Consider the following 15,384-nt stretch of genomic DNA (forward strand, 5'->3'; position numbering starts at 1 on the left):
GGCAATCGTTTCCCGTTAGTTGAACGATCCACGTACTAAACGGATCTAAGCTTTATGAAAATACCCTTATTTTTTAGTGCATTTAATAATAAATGCAGCAGGTATTAATGCTGCCTTTTGATGTGTATACCACACTGCAGAATCTCCCGATTTTATTTCCTCTGTGATGACAACATCTTCAATCACTTTTTCAATTTGAAATCCAGACTGAATTAGCTCATTTATATATGTACTGAGTTTTAGTTGATTCATCATAGCTGGCAAGTCCCATGGTTCACACTGTTGAGGACCTTCCTCATGATAAGATTTTTTAATTACAAACTGCTCGCCTTCCTGTTTAATTCGATTATGTAACGGGTGCTCCCAGCTAAAAATAAAGGTCCCACCAGGTTTCAGGTAGCTGAATACTTGCTGTAATGTCATTGGCAAATCAACGGTCCAACCAATGGCGTAGATGGAATAGACGATATCAAAATACTCACTCGGAATACCAGGGTTCTTTTCCATTGGTCCTTGGAAAAGATTCAATTTTGATTTATGAGCCGAAAGCAAATCCCACGCAGTCTCGATCTGAGTATCGGATAAGTCAATTCCCCAAAGCTCTGAGGCTCCACGTGAGGCCATGAAATTTAAAGAGTGGCCACTTCCGCAACCAATTTCTAAGACTATTTTATCCTCTACATCACCAAATAAGTTTAATTCGTTTTCTGTCGGCAAGAATGGGCCGTAAACTGGAAGTGCAGTCCTTCCAAAAAATCGGGGAGCTACTTCGTCCCAACTTTTCTTATTCGATAAAATATAGTCTTCCTTTATGGATTCCAACGTGTAATTCCATCCTCCCAAGGTTAAATCTTACAACCGTCTTATATTCGATGTGTTTATTGAATTATCCTGCCCGTTAGCGTAAGGTTTACACACAACTCAATGCGTATTTCCGCTGTACTATTTGTTGAATTTCTCGACCAATTCGCTAAGTATTTTGTTACGCTCTTTCATACCTTTTACATAAGAAAAGGCAAACCAGATGATTAGAATTGGACCACCAATAGCCAAATAAAAATAATATATTATACCTAACTATGAAACGGCTGCGAATGCATCCATTGTGTCACATCCCCCTTTATGTTGAAAAGTTTATAAAAAGTACTAACACTTCAATTCCTTATCCAATCTTCAAAATTATCCGTTACAAACTCAATTTCACGTTCATAGTGCACCAGGTGTCCTTCTTCAACCATTTTTAGATAGGCAGGATTTCCATCGGCCGCACCACTTCGTAGTGTATCGCAAAGTGTAGTCAATCGCTGAATAATCCACTGTTGCAATTCTTTGGGGATGGGAGCTCCATATGATTCAAAAAACAAATGAATTCGCCGACTTCGCTCTGCTGCGTGTAAATCGGACCGATATAACATTGTTTTTCCTGAAGAATAGTTAGGTGCAAAACTAGCAAGCGGAACCGAAGTGTACAGGGTATACGCAATGTCCCATATACGAGGACCTGGACCTGCCATATCAAAATCAATCAATGCCATAGGCAGTCCTTGTTGAAATACCACATTATACAATGCTGCGTCATTATGACAGATCACTTCGTGTTGGCCTTCGTCAGTATAGCTAAGTTGCCATTGGTTTTCCGATTTGAGAGTAAATCCAGCAGTCGCATCATGAAAATTACGCAAAATTCGTGCTAATCTCACAAGTGTTTCGTCAGACCACATGTATGGTTCAAGCTCTGGGTACTTATTACCCGAAACATCACCAGGAATAAATGTTAATATTTCGTGTCCCAAATCGTCGGTTCCAAGAAACTTGGGTGCACCCTTAAAGTCCTGTTCCTCCAGATGCTGAAGTAGTTCATGAACACACGGACTCCAACTACCTGTAGGGCGGAGAACAGTGTTCTCTCTGCGAACAATACGATTCATATTACCACCTTCTAATACTTTTTCATGAGTCAATAGGATTCCCCCTTGTAATGTATGAGCTACCGAAGTCGAATTTATTCCCAATTTACTATGCCTAAAAGTATTCGATTATTAATTGAACTATCCTGCCCGTTAGCTAAATAGACAGCCAATGATTTCGGCTGCCTATTGTCATAGTGCTATCGTTCCCCGATAGTTCAATCATGTATGATTTCACTGAAGAGATTTTCAATCAGTCTAAAGTTCTCCTGTAGAGTTTTACTGCCATCTACTTCTAATACATTCAACTGTAATTCAAAGGCATTTTTTTGGACAAATTCTGAAAATAATGCATCGCGAGACATCCATTTGTTAAAAGCTACAGCGGGGTTTTCAGTGTTTTGCAATATTCCTTGTATCCATTCCCTTTTGGAATATTGTTCTCTTTGAAATTGCTCTGTCGGAATAATCCAGATAGCTTTATGATGTTCATTTAAATGTGCTGATACAAGCGAAGGTAATAATTGATTGCCTTCAACAACAACAGGTTTATCTCTTCTCTTTGCGAGGTCCTTTATGACAAACGAAAAGTCCTCAATAAAAACCTGTATATATACACTTAGCTGTTCTTGGACTTCCCTTGTATAGAAAGCTTCATTAGGGCTCATCGTAGAAACTTTATGCATCGCTGGGTACTCACTAGTTGAAACAACCTGCAAATGTCTATCAAAATATTCATCACATGAATATAGCTCCAATTCGTACTTTTCTGCATACATTTTTGCTAGTGTACTTTTACCAGCACAAGAGGAACCACCTATCCAATAAATAACTTGATTATTGAGCATTGCTTCCCACCTCCAATGTTTTAACTATTGCTGCCGCTTAGTTACTTCGCCAACTTATTCGTTAGATGATACGAATTTTCCTCTATATTTTAGAACATAGACACGACGCTAAACTGCCCGTTAGTTTAGAAAAAGCAGCCGATCACAAGAAGCCGCGGTTCTTGTAGCCGCCTGCCATCCTGGCACACCAATTTGGCCTAAACCGCGTAGAGAAGTCCGTTATCGATGAGCAGGAATGGCAATATCATAATCTGAATTACTCGGATGTCCTATTTTTACATGCAGGGTTTGGATTATTTCCCTCAAAATCGACCACAAAAAAAACAAGCCGGACAAATCTCGGCTTGTTTAGGCGATCGTTTATTCGGAGTACTGTAGGGCTTCAACATATATCCAGATCATTCATTGCTTAGGCAGTACTTTCAGGCGCTCAAACTCCTTGATGGTTTGGGCATTGCTAAGAAATATGTTTTTTCCACCAAGCTCGGAACCCATGGCCAGCTTATCCCCGGATGCTCTGTAAATGCTGACCGAATCGCCGGTAGAAAAATTTACTGACATTCCATGGAAGAACGTTACCGGAAATGTCCGAGGCAGCGTAACTTCAACGCCTTCTGCGGTGATTTTCTTTAGGATGCGGCAAACCGTACGGATCCCTTCCTGATCCTGTTTATTCGTTCCGATCAGCGGTTTATACATGAGATCCCCATCCTGAATATCTACAGACACGACCGTATCGGTAGAGCATGAGGATGCCATCTCCTGAAAGCTGCGCTCCTTGGGAAGCGCCTTTCGTTCTTCTTCATAAGACGGTCGTTCGTAGGACAGTCGTTCTGATTGGCTGTTGTTGTTTTGGAACGGACTGAGATAAGCGAAATCCAAAACGCCGTGCCCCACGTCCCCGCCAAAGCTCAACGAATCCCCAGGATATGGCGTCTGGTTGTCATGGGCATATGCCAAATCTTTTCCTGTCAGGAGCTTATCTGCCAGGACCACAGTAGAGTTGTCTTTCAGGTCGATAAGTGTCAGCAGGCCGCTGCGGTTGGGTCGGACTACCAGAAAATCGGTACCCACAGCCTGGACGCCGAACACGTCGTCCTGCTGGGTCAGCTCCGCCAGATCATACGTTGAGACGACTTTCCCTTCATCGTTATATACCAACACGATCTTGCCGTCCGTCAGCACCGTATAATCAATCCAGCCGTTTGGATCATAGACCTGATAATACGACGTATTTGGCTCATACCGTTGGTCATACGACGCATGCTTCTGCTCGACGATCCGGTTATCGCGGATCAGAAGAGTGTAGACTTCATAATGGGGATGGGGACTTGCAAATCTGTCCACTAATGTCAGCACCGTATTCTTACCTTGCATGCTAGGCTGAACAATAACCGAACCCTGCAACTGCGCATCCAACTTGCCGATAGAAAGTACATCGGACTGTTCGTCTTTGCCCATATACAGGTCATGGGTTGTATGATTCAACCATATCGCAAACGGGTTCAGCTTGAGGTAATCGTTCGGCTTCGTCATGCGTACGTTATGTGTGGCCGCCTCCCATTTAACTTCCGCTCCAACAGCCTCCAAGAAAAAGCGCAGCGGTACATACACACGCCCATCAACCATTCGGAGGGGCGTGGACAGAGCGACTGGCTGCCCATTTACGGCTGCGCTGGTCGAGCCGAAGGGAATTTTTACCGTGAGTTCCGGATACCTCATCGTCACCGTTTTGGCCTGTGTGTTCCAGGACACCAAGGTTCCGAGCAGTTCCCCGATATCCCGGACAGGCAGATAAACCGCACCTTGGTCTAGGAAAGGAGGCGTTTTCGTCTTTACCACTTTTCCGTTAATCGTGATGTTAATGTCGTTTTTAACAGATGTAGCGAGGGCTTCAGATTTGTCCGCCCATACGGGTAGCACGATGACAAATGCTGCAGCCGTGGCCAGAATCGTCGCCGGCAGAAATGAAGACCATCGTAATTTGAAGCGCATCTCGCAGGAAAACTTGGTTTTTAGGTTTTTAATCATCTGTTCATTCCTCCTTTAAGGTGGTTTTAAAAAAATAAATTCTATTGCCCATTTATCTTTGGCTTTTTATGGGTACTCAGACGGCAAATATTGTGAGTGTTGGACCGTTTCTCGAAGCCCGTCCTGCAAGCCGTTTTATTGCCCACCTAATCGTAGGTATAGCCATTCGTTTTGTTGGATGCGTATCGGTAACAAATAAGGCTTTGCAGGAATCCTCACGGCTGGCCAGGTACTTCTTTAACCATACTTTGCACTCTGTCGTAAAGTAAACTTCTCTTTGCTTCGATCCCTTGCCATTAACGATTGCTGAGCAGTTCTCCCAGTTTAGATCTTCGATGTTGATCTTTTCTACCTCCCCAATCCGGTAGCCGGTGCTGTAGAGAAACTCAAGCAGTGCTCTTTCCCTGAGTGACTGACATGAGATTTTCAAGTGTATGACGTCTTCCTCAATCAAAAACTTAGGAATGCGCTTATCTAATTTGGGTTCTCTCAACTTTAGAGAAGGATTTGAAGTCAGATACGTCTCTTCATAAGCATATCGGAAAAGAGAACGAATAAAACGAATCCGATGACCAAGGCTGTTTGGCTTCAAATGAACTGCTTGTTTTGCCAAGTACTCCTTCAGTATGGTTAACGTTACCTCTGTGACATCGAGATTACCTAGCTCCAGCACTAACATCTTGTGCTGTAAGGCGTATGCTTTTAATGTTTTTGGACTGAACCCTTGAAATGCGTTTGTCAGCCTCATACAAACTCCACAACTCATTTAAATTCATAACAAAACCTCCCTTTAGAAGCTATTAAATCTAGTTTGCTTCTAAGGAGAGGTTTTAATCTGCCCGATGTATTAAACTAACGTTTCCTGTTAGCTTAATTAACGATTATAGAAAGGACATGTACACTCCTTTTCCTGGTATTTTGTTAAATCCAAGGTTCGTATATAAAGCACGAGCAGGAGTATTATCATCATCTGTTTCAAGCTGTAAGCGAGAGGCTTTTTTCTCATTTGCTAAATCAATCGCATATTGCATCAATCTCCTACCGATCCCCTTATTCCTATACTTTGGCGATGAATATAAGCCATCTATGTGTAAGACAGGATAACCTTTTGAGATTGAAATACTCCAAGAAAGGACGATAAAGCCGACATAATCTTGATGGTACTTGGCTAAATAACAATGAGCTAAGTCATAGCTTAGAAATCGTTTTAGAATTTGCTCGCATTTTTCTAATTGCTCTAGCGAAGAGAAAGATTCGTCTACTCTATTAGACGAAGAATTTAGATAGCCAGATATCAAGGCTCTTGTTCTGGGTACAAGAAAGTCATTCAATGGCACAATTTCAACATCCACCAACACTTCATCTCCCTTCATTCTTATATATATATTCTTTATTTCAATGATATTCACCTATTCAACTATCTTGCCCGTTAGCATAATGAATCTTTTTCATCGAGAGTTATAGTGATTGTTGCGCAGTACTACGACACTGGCGGTAGACGAATACTGTGACGAAGGGAAGAAAGATTATGGAATGTAGAAACTGTGGTTCAGATCGTATGGATTGGACTCACTTAGAATGTACTGATTGCGGAGCGAATGAATCGAATGGATATGATCCATCAGCCAGTAGATTAGGGATTTGTATTGTTTGCGAAGAAGAAAAATTAATAAACACAGATGAAAGTGCCACGAAGTCAGAAAAAGTCTAATCAACAGCACAAAAGCACGTTATTACTGAAGCTTAGATGCATATTGCGACATGAAAAAAGATAAAAATGCTTATGCATCCTTATCTTTTTCAAGTAATTCTATTATTCTGTCTAATTTTTTCTCTATGCTAGTAGTTTTATCTGAAACCTTGTTTTTGGTTCCATAATCACCTTTTAACAGTAAAACCAAGGGAATTGCCAAAACAAATGCCAACGGAATTAAAAAAAAATATTGCAAGATAACACCTCATTAAAAGTTTTTATTTAATTATAACAAATTTCAAAAAAAAAGAATCTATTTGAAGTTATCAACTGCGCAGTACGAAGATATTGTGTAATAAAAGAAAGCGTGCTTATTCAACTAACGGAGAACGATAGCTCAATGACAATAGGTAGCTGAGATCATCGGCTGCCTATTCAGCTAACGGGCAGTTTTGTGGAACTTTATCATGGAATAAAAAGGTTTTTCATCAACTTAAATAGAAGTAACAAGTAGCATAGATAATATGCTCAAAATTAAATCAATGGGAGTTGTTTATATTGAATAATAACATTAGGAAGATGATTGCGGTGATATCTAATTAAAAAAAACGGGAGATGAATTGAACTTGAAAAACAGGTTTCCGCGTACGGCAACTTATGATCCTAACTGGATTAACGAAAACAATATGGGCCCTAACCCATTATGGCTTCTTGAAGACCTAGCTAAGGACATGAACCTTGAGAAAGGCATGAAAATCCTAGACATGGGCTGTGGTAAAGCTATCACCTCTGTATTTTTAGCGAGAGAATATGATGTGCAAGTTTGGGCTAATGATTTATGGGTCGATCCTACGGACAACCTAAAACGTATTAAACAATCAGGTGTGGAGGATCGAGTATTCCCCATAAAGGCTGAAGCTCATTCATTACCATATGCAATGGAATTTTTTGATGCCATCATAAGTATAGATGCTTATCACTATTTTGGAACCGAAGAACTCTACTTTTCTTGGTATTTTCAAAAGTTAGTGAAAAGCGGAGGACAAATGGGTATAGTCGTACCTGGAGTAACCAAAGATATTAACAACGAAGGCGACCTGCCTGAGAAATTGAAAAGTCTTTGGAGCAATGATCTATATACCTTCCGAACGTATCAATGGTGGGAAAATCACTGGGATAAAACAAAGCATGTGACTATTGATTTCGCTAATAATATTGTGGATAGTAAGGAGCTTTGGCTTAATTCAAATTGTGATCAGGAATTGCTTGCCGCGGACGAGGGAAATCTTCTTACTTTCGTTAAAGTAATTGCAACAAAATATTAAATAACGAAGGAAGCTGGTCAATCGACCGGCTTCCTTCTGCTTACGGGATGGATTTATCTAAATAGGATTCAACTAATGGGAAACGTTAGTGCAGAAAACACATCATAAGGCCGCCGCGGACCAATAGGCGACCTCATTAAGCTAACGAGGCAGGCTAGCGTAAATAAAATGATCAAAAGTATTAACCATACGTAGTTAATTACATTTCGGGATTAGCGCAATGATTTTCGGCAGCTTCGTTTGGTTAACGGGGGTAGTTTAAGTAAATGTAAATATTTACTTGAGAACTAGTGTTCGGTATAATAAACTTGATTCCATTACAAAAAGGAGATGTTGGATATGTATAAACACATTAAAGATTTTGCCGCAACTTGGCAGAATGAAACGGAAGCAACAATGCGGACACTGGAGATGCTGACCGACGAGTCTCTTGGCCAACAGATAACAAGCGATCATAGAACGCTTGGACGTGTTGCATGGCACCTTGTACAGACGTTGCACGAAATGCCATCTCGGACGGGACTGTCTTTCGAAGGACCGGGCGAAGATATGCCGGTGCCAGCTTCGGCAACAGACATCGCGTCAGTCTATAAGAGAACCTCACAAGCGCTCCTTGATGCTATACAGTCCAGTTGGACAGATGAGAATCTGCTTATCATGAGCGATATGTATGGTGATCAATGGCCAAACGGCTTAATGCTGGATATTCTCGTAAAGCATGAGATTCATCATCGTGGTCAGATGACAGTCCTGATGCGTCAGGCAGGCCTTCGTGTGCCGGATCTTTACGGCCCGACAAAAGAGCAGTGGGCCGAGTACGGAGCGCTACCTCCAGTAATTTAGAGTAAGATTATATCCGCTTTGGCCGTTTGGCTATAGTGGGATTTATAAGTATTTTATCATAGGATTGAAAGTGGTGGCTTGAATCATAGACAAGAGGATACCATCGGACTGAAACTGTTGATTCTATTGAACTAACGGGTAAGTTGAGCCACGTGGATTGAGGTTAAGATTTATTGAACTAACGGAGAACGTTAGTTCAATAATACACATTGATGAGCAGGAGCTACGGTATCCTGCTTTTTTCATTGAACTAACTGGCAGATTATTTGAATAAAAATTGATAGAATAAACATGGGTAATTAAGTATAATTATGTAAAAACATTCAAGGAGGAAACTTGTTGAATATTTCTTGTCGTACAGATCTGCCTAATCGAGAAGAGTATTTTAATTTGTTTCAGACTACTGGTTGGAACCAAAAAGGTGTTTGGTCTGCTTACATACTCTATGAGGCAATAAAGAACAGTTGGTACATAGTCACTCTGTATGATGATGAGAAACTTGTGGCATCAGGTCGTTTAGTTTCTGATGGATATATACAATGTTTTATCTGTGAGATGATTGTGATGCCCGAATATCAAAATAAAGGATTCGGTAAAAGAATCATGAACGAACTTTTACACCATTGTAAAACTAACGGTATTCAGTGGGTTCAATTAGCCAGTGCAAAAGGAAAAAAGGGTTTTTATGAAAAATTCGGCTTCCAAGAAAGAGCTATTGACGCACCTGGAATGAATTTGTTTCTTTGAGCTAACGGAAACGTTAGTTCAACAACACAGCGGCAGTCTATGACTTTATTTTCTCGTTCAGAGCTGCCGTCGTTTAAAACTTTGGGGGCCGATGCTTTTTTTAGTACTTTTTGCGAATATCGTTTCGTTCGCAAAGTGCTACTGTCTCCATCCTGCCCACTCTTTTTCTAAATTTGCTGACTCTCCTTTCTGCTGCGCAATATGCGTCAAATGCGACATAAAACCTCCACTTATCTTGTTCAACTAAACTGCCCGTTAACGTAACGAGAAGCAGCCGGTCCTCAAGCCCGGCTGCTTCTGTCTGTACTGAGCTATAGTTTCCCGTTAGCTTAATCACTTAGTCGAGTTTGATATACTTATCAAAGCGGTAGGAGAATTAGGCGTACTGAAGATAATACTTATACTATACGAGAATAGTAAGCTACATCGGTAACTCTGCCGCGTAAATTCGATTCAGGCAACACCGCTACCAAAGTAAATCCGAGTTTTTCAATTAACTTTTTTGACTTCATATTTTTATTATCTATAGTAGCAAATAGGCGTTTAAGGTTTAATGTGCTTTTACAATGCTCAATGACTGCGGAAACCGCTTCATACGCAAAACCGCATCCCCAATGCTCCCTCATGAAGCGATAACCAATTTCACCAAGATAACCTTCTGCTATTTCTGGAATCATTACATCACCGATGAATTCATCAGTATCTTTTAATGCGACAGTCCATTTTGTTTCATTACGATTCCTAACCATTTCTAACATTGACTGTTCATCATGAGGGGGATTACTTCCAAGAAATTCCCTTACTTCATCATTGTTAAACATTTTAAGCATATTTGGAATGTCTTTTTCCGCTCTCGGACGTAAAATCAATCGTTCTGTTTGAATTTTCGGCGCTTCTTTTTTTGCCATGATTTATTCCAGCCTTTCGTACATTTCATAGCACAAAAATATGAATTACGTGCCCTGTCCCGACGTCCCTGCCCTTCGCCACGATGACTATGAATCTTTACCGTAGCCATTACGCTCATAAAAAGCGTGTTGGGGAAGGCGTGGGGTTTTAAAGTGGTTTCTAGGATTTATGCAATTTCGTATAACTCATCCGTTCAGCTATCCTGCCCGTTAGCTGAATAGGCACTTGTGAACGATGTGACGATTTCTTCGATAAATATATCTTGCTTCCCAATGTAATAATTAGACACATCATCTTGCAAAACTTTGATTCTAGGGTCACTGATAAATGTTTCTAAAGCATCCTTAGACTCAAAATACAGATTGAATATAAATGAATACGGAGCAGAGGAGCCGTCTGCTGAAGATAAGACCTTTTTCACCTCGTACTTGGAAGCCCCCATTTCAAGAACAGTTTTCCTGGACAGATTGGGGAGATGCGAATTAAAATAATAGTTTTCAGCAAACGGGATATCTCGTTTGTAACAGAAAGTCAATACGATCATATCATCAACTCCTTTCGGATAATGATGACATGATAAACCATGACATTAGTGGTATAGTCAACTGTTGTTTTGAGCAAATCTCCCGTTAGCGTAATATGCAATTTATTTTAACTTACAACAATTTGGGTTTCTTTTGCCACAAATCCAACTCGAAAGACTGGTTATCTACTCCAGTGAGAAACGGATTACGTCTCCTTTTAAAAATACATTAACCCAAGAAGATGTAACAAACCCAATAAGCCCATTGGATATATAATTAATCTTGAGTATAAGTTCTTAAAATTATTATTTGGATGCTTCTCAAAGAATAAATGAGGGATCGAGTGAAAAATTAAAAATAGATCTATTATTACGAAGCAGAATTCCCCAACTTAAATTTCCCACCATGATGAAAAAGGAACGGAAAACTCTCCAATTAATGGAGTAGTTTCGCCGATTTTAGGAGTAATTAATTTAACTTTTGCTTCGTTTGCCTTTTTTAAGGCTCGTTCCACCGGTTCTGTCCAACCATGATAAGCAAGGGTAAAAGCTCCCCAATGAATTAACATCATATTCTTCCCATTTACATCTAAATGAGCCTGAATCGCTTCTTCAGGTGTCATATGTACCCAAGGCCATCGTTTATCATATTGACCACCTTCAATTAAGGTAATGTTAAATGGTCCGTATTTTTTCCCTATTTCCTTAAAATGTGAATCATATCCTCCATCTCCGCTGGTATAGAAACGTGTATTTTTTCCAAGAATAACCCACCCGCCCCATAAGGTAGTATCGCGATTAAACATTCCTCTACCAGAGAAATGTTTCGAGGGAGTTAAAGCAACAGTTAAACCTTGAAACACAACTTCGTCCCACCAACTGAGTTCTGTAATTTTTTCTTTTGTAACTCCCCATCGATTGAGGTGGGCACCTACTCCATGAGGAACAAAAAAATGACCGGCCTTACTTTTTAGTCTTTTAATGGATTGATAATCTAAATGGTCATAATGGTCATGTGTAATAAAAACGGCGTCCAAAAATGGCATTTCATCAATAATATGCAGCATATCTTTACCGTATCGCTTGCTGCCCGCGAAGGAAACTGGTGAAGCAACAGGTCCTAACATAGGGTCTACCAATAGCTTTTTATTATCAATACTCATTAGGAAAGCAGAGTGCCCGAACCACGTTAAACTATCTTCTTCACTTTTTATTTTATTCCAATCAATGTTTGACACCTGAATAGGACCCCTAGGTTTACGATCTTTTCTTCCAGAAATAGAATCCTTAATCATAGAGAGGACATCCATAGCACTCATGTTCATCTTTGTTGGAACCTGATTGACAAATTTCCCATTAGAAAAATTATCAAACCCACCATACACCAGTTTTTGTTTTTTAGTTGAGTTTCCGCCAAACGTTGGGTGTATACCTATAAACAATGAAACTAAAAGGACTGATACGACTAAAAAAAGGAAAACATAAAACATTATTTTTTCATCCCTTCCTGAAGATTGATAAGCATTCAGTTCACCAAATCATGTCCATCGTTAACGATGAACTTCACATTGAAGCCCTAACGCTCTGCCACAAGCAATGCTGCCCATGCTGCCAATCTAACCAACTTGTTATTGTCCAACATTAACGATCTTCCTGACCCATGCTGGCTCACTCGTAGCCGCCCGCACAAGGCAGTCGGCACAGTCTGCGAAGGACAGCGGCCGGAACGGAGCGATGCGTGCTGATGGTCCTGCTGTATAGTTCAGAGTGGCAGCCGCGTCATTCAGCCCCGCCGGTCGTACAATGACCCAATCCAGGTCACTCCGTTGCACCGCATGCTCGGCAATACCCTTATCCTTGATCGCCTTCGAGAAGATGCGGCGATTCATGCCTATCGCCCACCGATTGCCTGCGGAAAGCTCCTTCCCGTCGCTCAAACCAATGCCGCTCTGCATGACTAGGCGCTTAACTCCAGCACTTTCCTTCCAGTTCCCCCTGTTGCTCCAATAATAGCAATTTTCATTGAAATATTCCCCTCCGATTTAAATGCACATTAGTGTATTAAGAAGCAACTATGTATGTATAATTGTAAACAGAAATAAAAAGTCTACAATTCTTAAAAAGACAGGTTCCGTGCATTAGTTCACATATCCTTTATAATTGTGTATTTATTTATAAGAAAGCTGGTGATTCTCAAGTGTTAAAGATAGATAGAAGGATACGTAAATCCCAAGAAGCAATAAAAGTGGCTGTTATTGAACTGATGATTGAAAAAAAGTTTGATCAGATTACGATACAAGATATTTCCGACAGGGCAGATATTAGCCGAAGAACCATCTATCTTCACTACACGGACAAATTTGATCTTCTGGACAAGCTCATCGAAGAACATATTGACGATATTAGGGAACTCTGCGATTCGACAGACGATGACGCCGATTATGTAGATGCGGGATTGTTATGGTTCGAATATTTTGAGAGTCATTTTTTATTCTTCTCCGCGTTGCTAGCGAGTAAAGGGAGCCCTTTTTTCCGCAATCGATTCCTTGAGTTTTTTCTCCAAGAATTAGAGAACAAGGAGCCCGAAGGGAGCAATCAAGGATTAACCGACGGTGAGAATGTTGAGATTCAATTTTTAGGGGCAGCAATCGTAGGGGTAGTAGAATGGTGGTTCAAGAATGGAATGCCTCTCCCTCCATCCTTTATGGCTCAACGAGTGGGGTCATTGCTTGAACGGAATCTTGAAGTTTCTGGACAAACTGAACATTAAATAGCCCCCGCCCAGTAGTGCGGACAGGAGCTGGTAAGACGCTATAAACGGACCCTTTACGGCATGCGACAATCAGCAGGAAATATGATACGGTTCACCGCACTGTCTGTAACGGCAAGTTTTCATCAAATTCTACTCATCCTTCAACCGTCGTTGATACAAAACAACAGACACAATCGTTAATACAACCGTCCATACCAAAATAATGAGGAGGGGTTTTAATATATCTCCCGTCGTAAAGCCTGTATTGCTTATCCCTAGCAAATGCACAAGCTGACTGCTTGGCATGTAATCCAGCACTTGGAAGACCGGATAATCCTTCTCTAGTACTGCTCCCCACGGTGCACCCATAAATATGAACACCACAGGGAGTATGGATAATGAGGCTTCAAGCAAGGTCTTGGAGAATAAACCGCAGATGGTCCCGGCTGCTGTGTACAGAATAATCGAAAGAATGATCACTGCCACAAACGCCCATATATTAGCTGGCTCATAGCCAAATAATAATGTAGAAATAGCGAGAACAACAGCAGACATTACAAAGACTAAAGAGCTTTTACCGATTAGAACATCCATGGTCGTAGCCGGAGTCATCATTAATGACCGTAAAGTGTTACGCTCCTTCTCTTCCGCAATCAAGCAGGCTTGTGCGAAGCAGGTCAGCAATACAAACGAACTATTAAAAAGAAAACCGCTGGCTCCAGGCAATGACGCGCCTGCCCTCCTAAAAAGCAGAGCGATGATCATAGGAAAAATCAGCATAATGGACAGCGCATAGTTACGTGAAAACTCCTTATAATCCTTTACAAATATCGCCCGCGCACGTTTCAATGAGATACTCATAGTAGCTCACTTCCTGTCATTTTAATAAAAATATCACCCAGACTGGGCTCTTTCGTTTCTAACCGGTCAATTAGCCCCCGTCTCATCCAATCCGCAATTTGATCACCCGTTCCCTCACCGATCGGGAGCTCGTAAGTTTCCCCATTAATTAATTCAACACAAATTATGTTTTCCCGGTGCTGCCGTTTAAGTTCCTTCGGTGAACCGATGGCTTGAATTTGTCCCTGATACAGAATCGCTACACGATTGCATATCAATTCTGCTTCAGCCATATCATGCGTAGTCAGAAAAATCGTTGTACCTTTCTCATTTAAGTAGCGCAAGCCTTTATAAATATGTGCGGTGTTGACCGGGTCCAAAGCCGAAGTAGGCTCATCTAAGAATAACAATTCTGGCTCATGGATAATCGCGCAGGCCAGCATAACACGCTGACGCATTCCCTTCGATAAGAGATTGGCTTTCTTTTTGCGCTCTCCGCTTAAGTTCACAAACTGCAGTACCTTATCGACCGCAGACTTGGGAAGATCATACAACTTACGATATAGCTCCAGATTTTCCTCAATCGATAATCGCTCATATAGACCACTGTTATCCGTCAAAATGCCAAAGCGCATCTTCTGTGAAGACTGCTGCATCATCTCCGCTGGCTGATTAAATACAATAGCCTGTCCGCTTGTCGGATTTAACTGCGCCGTTAAAATCTTGATTAATGTTGTTTTTCCTGCGCCACTTGGACCTAGGAAACCAAAAATTTCCCCTTTCGGAATTGAAAAAGACACATCTGCCAACGCATCCTTATTTCCAAATCTCTTACGGATACGTTCTACTTGGATAACATCCATTAACACCACTTCCTTAGCATTGATGGCTTAAACATATACAGATTCCATGCTTCCAGCCATCAAAACCCGCCGAAATGTAGCTATTATCGCCTGAATGGTACCA

Annotated in this window: 18 protein-coding genes; 4 read left to right on the forward strand and 14 right to left on the reverse strand. The window is 41.0% G+C overall.

The genetic code is table 11. The features are described from left to right. Positions 1-66 precede the first annotated feature (66 nt). From ACAN56_RS05475 to ACAN56_RS05505, 7 genes are all read right to left on the reverse strand, one after another. Positions 67-813, reverse strand: a complete 747-nt coding sequence (locus ACAN56_RS05475; protein ID WP_379141412.1) for a class I SAM-dependent methyltransferase — start codon at positions 811-813, stop codon at positions 67-69. Between the two features lie 341 nt (positions 814-1,154). Then, positions 1,155-1,961: a phosphotransferase gene (locus ACAN56_RS05480; RefSeq protein WP_379140999.1), complete on the reverse strand. Its 807-nt coding sequence runs from the start codon at positions 1,959-1,961 to the stop codon at positions 1,155-1,157. Between the two features lie 164 nt (positions 1,962-2,125). Then, on the reverse strand, positions 2,126-2,755 hold the full coding sequence (locus tag ACAN56_RS05485) for a hypothetical protein (RefSeq protein WP_379141001.1): 630 nt from the start codon (positions 2,753-2,755) through the stop codon (positions 2,126-2,128). Between the two features lie 402 nt (positions 2,756-3,157). Beyond that, entirely contained in the window at positions 3,158-4,786 is a 1,629-nt protein-coding gene (locus tag ACAN56_RS05490; RefSeq protein ID WP_379141003.1) for a copper amine oxidase N-terminal domain-containing protein, read from the reverse strand. Between the two features lie 76 nt (positions 4,787-4,862). Next, the gene (locus ACAN56_RS05495) at positions 4,863-5,534 is read right to left on the reverse strand and encodes a tyrosine-type recombinase/integrase (protein ID WP_379141005.1); all 672 of its coding nucleotides are present in this window, start codon (positions 5,532-5,534) and stop codon (positions 4,863-4,865) included. A gap of 133 nt (positions 5,535-5,667) precedes the next feature. Further along, positions 5,668-6,195: a GNAT family N-acetyltransferase gene (locus ACAN56_RS05500; RefSeq protein WP_379141007.1), complete on the reverse strand. Its 528-nt coding sequence runs from the start codon at positions 6,193-6,195 to the stop codon at positions 5,668-5,670. A 372-nt stretch (positions 6,196-6,567) separates the two neighbouring features. Further along, on the reverse strand, positions 6,568-6,735 hold the full coding sequence (locus ACAN56_RS05505) for a hypothetical protein (RefSeq protein ID WP_254924592.1): 168 nt from the start codon (positions 6,733-6,735) through the stop codon (positions 6,568-6,570). 370 nt (positions 6,736-7,105) lie between these two features. Between ACAN56_RS05505 and ACAN56_RS05510 the strand changes: the two genes are divergently transcribed. The 3 genes from ACAN56_RS05510 (at position 7,106) to ACAN56_RS05520 (ending at position 9,394) form a co-directional block, all read left to right on the forward strand. Next, positions 7,106-7,804 (forward strand): SAM-dependent methyltransferase, encoded by a 699-nt coding sequence (locus ACAN56_RS05510; RefSeq protein ID WP_379141010.1) that lies wholly within the window; start codon positions 7,106-7,108, stop codon positions 7,802-7,804. A 339-nt stretch (positions 7,805-8,143) separates the two neighbouring features. After that, complete coding sequence (locus tag ACAN56_RS05515) at positions 8,144-8,647, forward strand: DinB family protein (RefSeq protein ID WP_379141012.1); 504 nt, start codon at positions 8,144-8,146, stop codon at positions 8,645-8,647. Positions 8,648-8,986: 339 nt separating this feature from the next. After that, positions 8,987-9,394 (forward strand): GNAT family N-acetyltransferase, encoded by a 408-nt coding sequence (locus ACAN56_RS05520; RefSeq protein ID WP_379141014.1) that lies wholly within the window; start codon positions 8,987-8,989, stop codon positions 9,392-9,394. A gap of 398 nt (positions 9,395-9,792) precedes the next feature. On the opposite strand, the gene ACAN56_RS05525 is transcribed toward ACAN56_RS05520, so the two are convergent. The 5 genes from ACAN56_RS05525 to ACAN56_RS05545 all read right to left on the reverse strand — a co-directional run bounded on the left by ACAN56_RS05525 (position 9,793) and on the right by ACAN56_RS05545 (position 12,868). Continuing rightward, on the reverse strand, positions 9,793-10,302 hold the full coding sequence (locus tag ACAN56_RS05525; protein ID WP_379141016.1) for a GNAT family N-acetyltransferase: 510 nt from the start codon (positions 10,300-10,302) through the stop codon (positions 9,793-9,795). 194 nt (positions 10,303-10,496) lie between these two features. After that, positions 10,497-10,847, reverse strand: coding sequence for an EthD family reductase (locus ACAN56_RS05530; protein ID WP_379141018.1), 351 nt, complete (start codon positions 10,845-10,847; stop codon positions 10,497-10,499). 197 nt (positions 10,848-11,044) lie between these two features. Next, the gene (locus ACAN56_RS05535; protein ID WP_379141414.1) at positions 11,045-11,197 is read right to left on the reverse strand and encodes a DUF6713 family protein; all 153 of its coding nucleotides are present in this window, start codon (positions 11,195-11,197) and stop codon (positions 11,045-11,047) included. Positions 11,198-11,218: 21 nt separating this feature from the next. After that, positions 11,219-12,316 (reverse strand): MBL fold metallo-hydrolase, encoded by a 1,098-nt coding sequence (locus ACAN56_RS05540; RefSeq protein ID WP_379141020.1) that lies wholly within the window; start codon positions 12,314-12,316, stop codon positions 11,219-11,221. Positions 12,317-12,454: 138 nt separating this feature from the next. Further along, positions 12,455-12,868 carry an NAD(P)H-binding protein gene (locus tag ACAN56_RS05545; protein WP_379141416.1) on the reverse strand — a complete coding sequence of 138 codons (414 nt, stop codon included), beginning with the start codon at positions 12,866-12,868 and terminating at the stop codon, positions 12,455-12,457. A 155-nt stretch (positions 12,869-13,023) separates the two neighbouring features. Here ACAN56_RS05545 and ACAN56_RS05550 point away from each other — a divergent pair, with 155 nt between their 5' ends. After that, the gene (locus tag ACAN56_RS05550; protein ID WP_342480320.1) at positions 13,024-13,596 is read left to right on the forward strand and encodes a TetR/AcrR family transcriptional regulator; all 573 of its coding nucleotides are present in this window, start codon (positions 13,024-13,026) and stop codon (positions 13,594-13,596) included. A 132-nt stretch (positions 13,597-13,728) separates the two neighbouring features. Here ACAN56_RS05550 and ACAN56_RS05555 read toward each other — a convergent pair whose 3' ends face one another. Both ACAN56_RS05555 and ACAN56_RS05560 read right to left on the reverse strand, forming a co-directional pair. Then, positions 13,729-14,439 (reverse strand): ABC transporter permease, encoded by a 711-nt coding sequence (locus ACAN56_RS05555; RefSeq protein ID WP_379141023.1) that lies wholly within the window; start codon positions 14,437-14,439, stop codon positions 13,729-13,731. Then, entirely contained in the window at positions 14,436-15,281 is an 846-nt protein-coding gene (locus ACAN56_RS05560) for an ABC transporter ATP-binding protein (protein WP_379141025.1), read from the reverse strand. The genes ACAN56_RS05555 and ACAN56_RS05560 overlap by 4 nt, the downstream gene beginning before the upstream one ends. Positions 15,282-15,384 lie beyond the last annotated feature (103 nt).

Source organism: Paenibacillus paludis, assembly GCF_042610515.1.
GTDB lineage: Bacteria > Bacillota > Bacilli > Paenibacillales > Paenibacillaceae > Paenibacillus_AQ.

Excerpts from the sequence above, each read along its gene's own strand:
- ACAN56_RS05540 (WP_379141020.1), bottom strand. The coding sequence starts at position 12,316 with ATGTTTTATGTTTTCCTTTTTTTAGTCGTATCAGTCCTTTTAGTTTCA.
- ACAN56_RS05560 (WP_379141025.1), bottom strand. The coding sequence starts at position 15,281 with ATGGATGTTATCCAAGTAGAACGTATCCGTAAGAGATTTGGAAATAAG.
- ACAN56_RS05485 (WP_379141001.1), bottom strand. The coding sequence starts at position 2,755 with ATGCTCAATAATCAAGTTATTTATTGGATAGGTGGTTCCTCTTGTGCT.
- ACAN56_RS05490 (WP_379141003.1), bottom strand. The coding sequence starts at position 4,786 with ATGATTAAAAACCTAAAAACCAAGTTTTCCTGCGAGATGCGCTTCAAA.
- ACAN56_RS05530 (WP_379141018.1), bottom strand. The coding sequence starts at position 10,847 with ATGATCGTATTGACTTTCTGTTACAAACGAGATATCCCGTTTGCTGAA.
- ACAN56_RS05525 (WP_379141016.1), bottom strand. The coding sequence starts at position 10,302 with ATGGCAAAAAAAGAAGCGCCGAAAATTCAAACAGAACGATTGATTTTA.
- ACAN56_RS05495 (WP_379141005.1), bottom strand. The coding sequence starts at position 5,534 with ATGAGGCTGACAAACGCATTTCAAGGGTTCAGTCCAAAAACATTAAAA.
- ACAN56_RS05555 (WP_379141023.1), bottom strand. The coding sequence starts at position 14,439 with ATGAGTATCTCATTGAAACGTGCGCGGGCGATATTTGTAAAGGATTAT.
- ACAN56_RS05515 (WP_379141012.1), top strand. The coding sequence starts at position 8,144 with ATGTATAAACACATTAAAGATTTTGCCGCAACTTGGCAGAATGAAACG.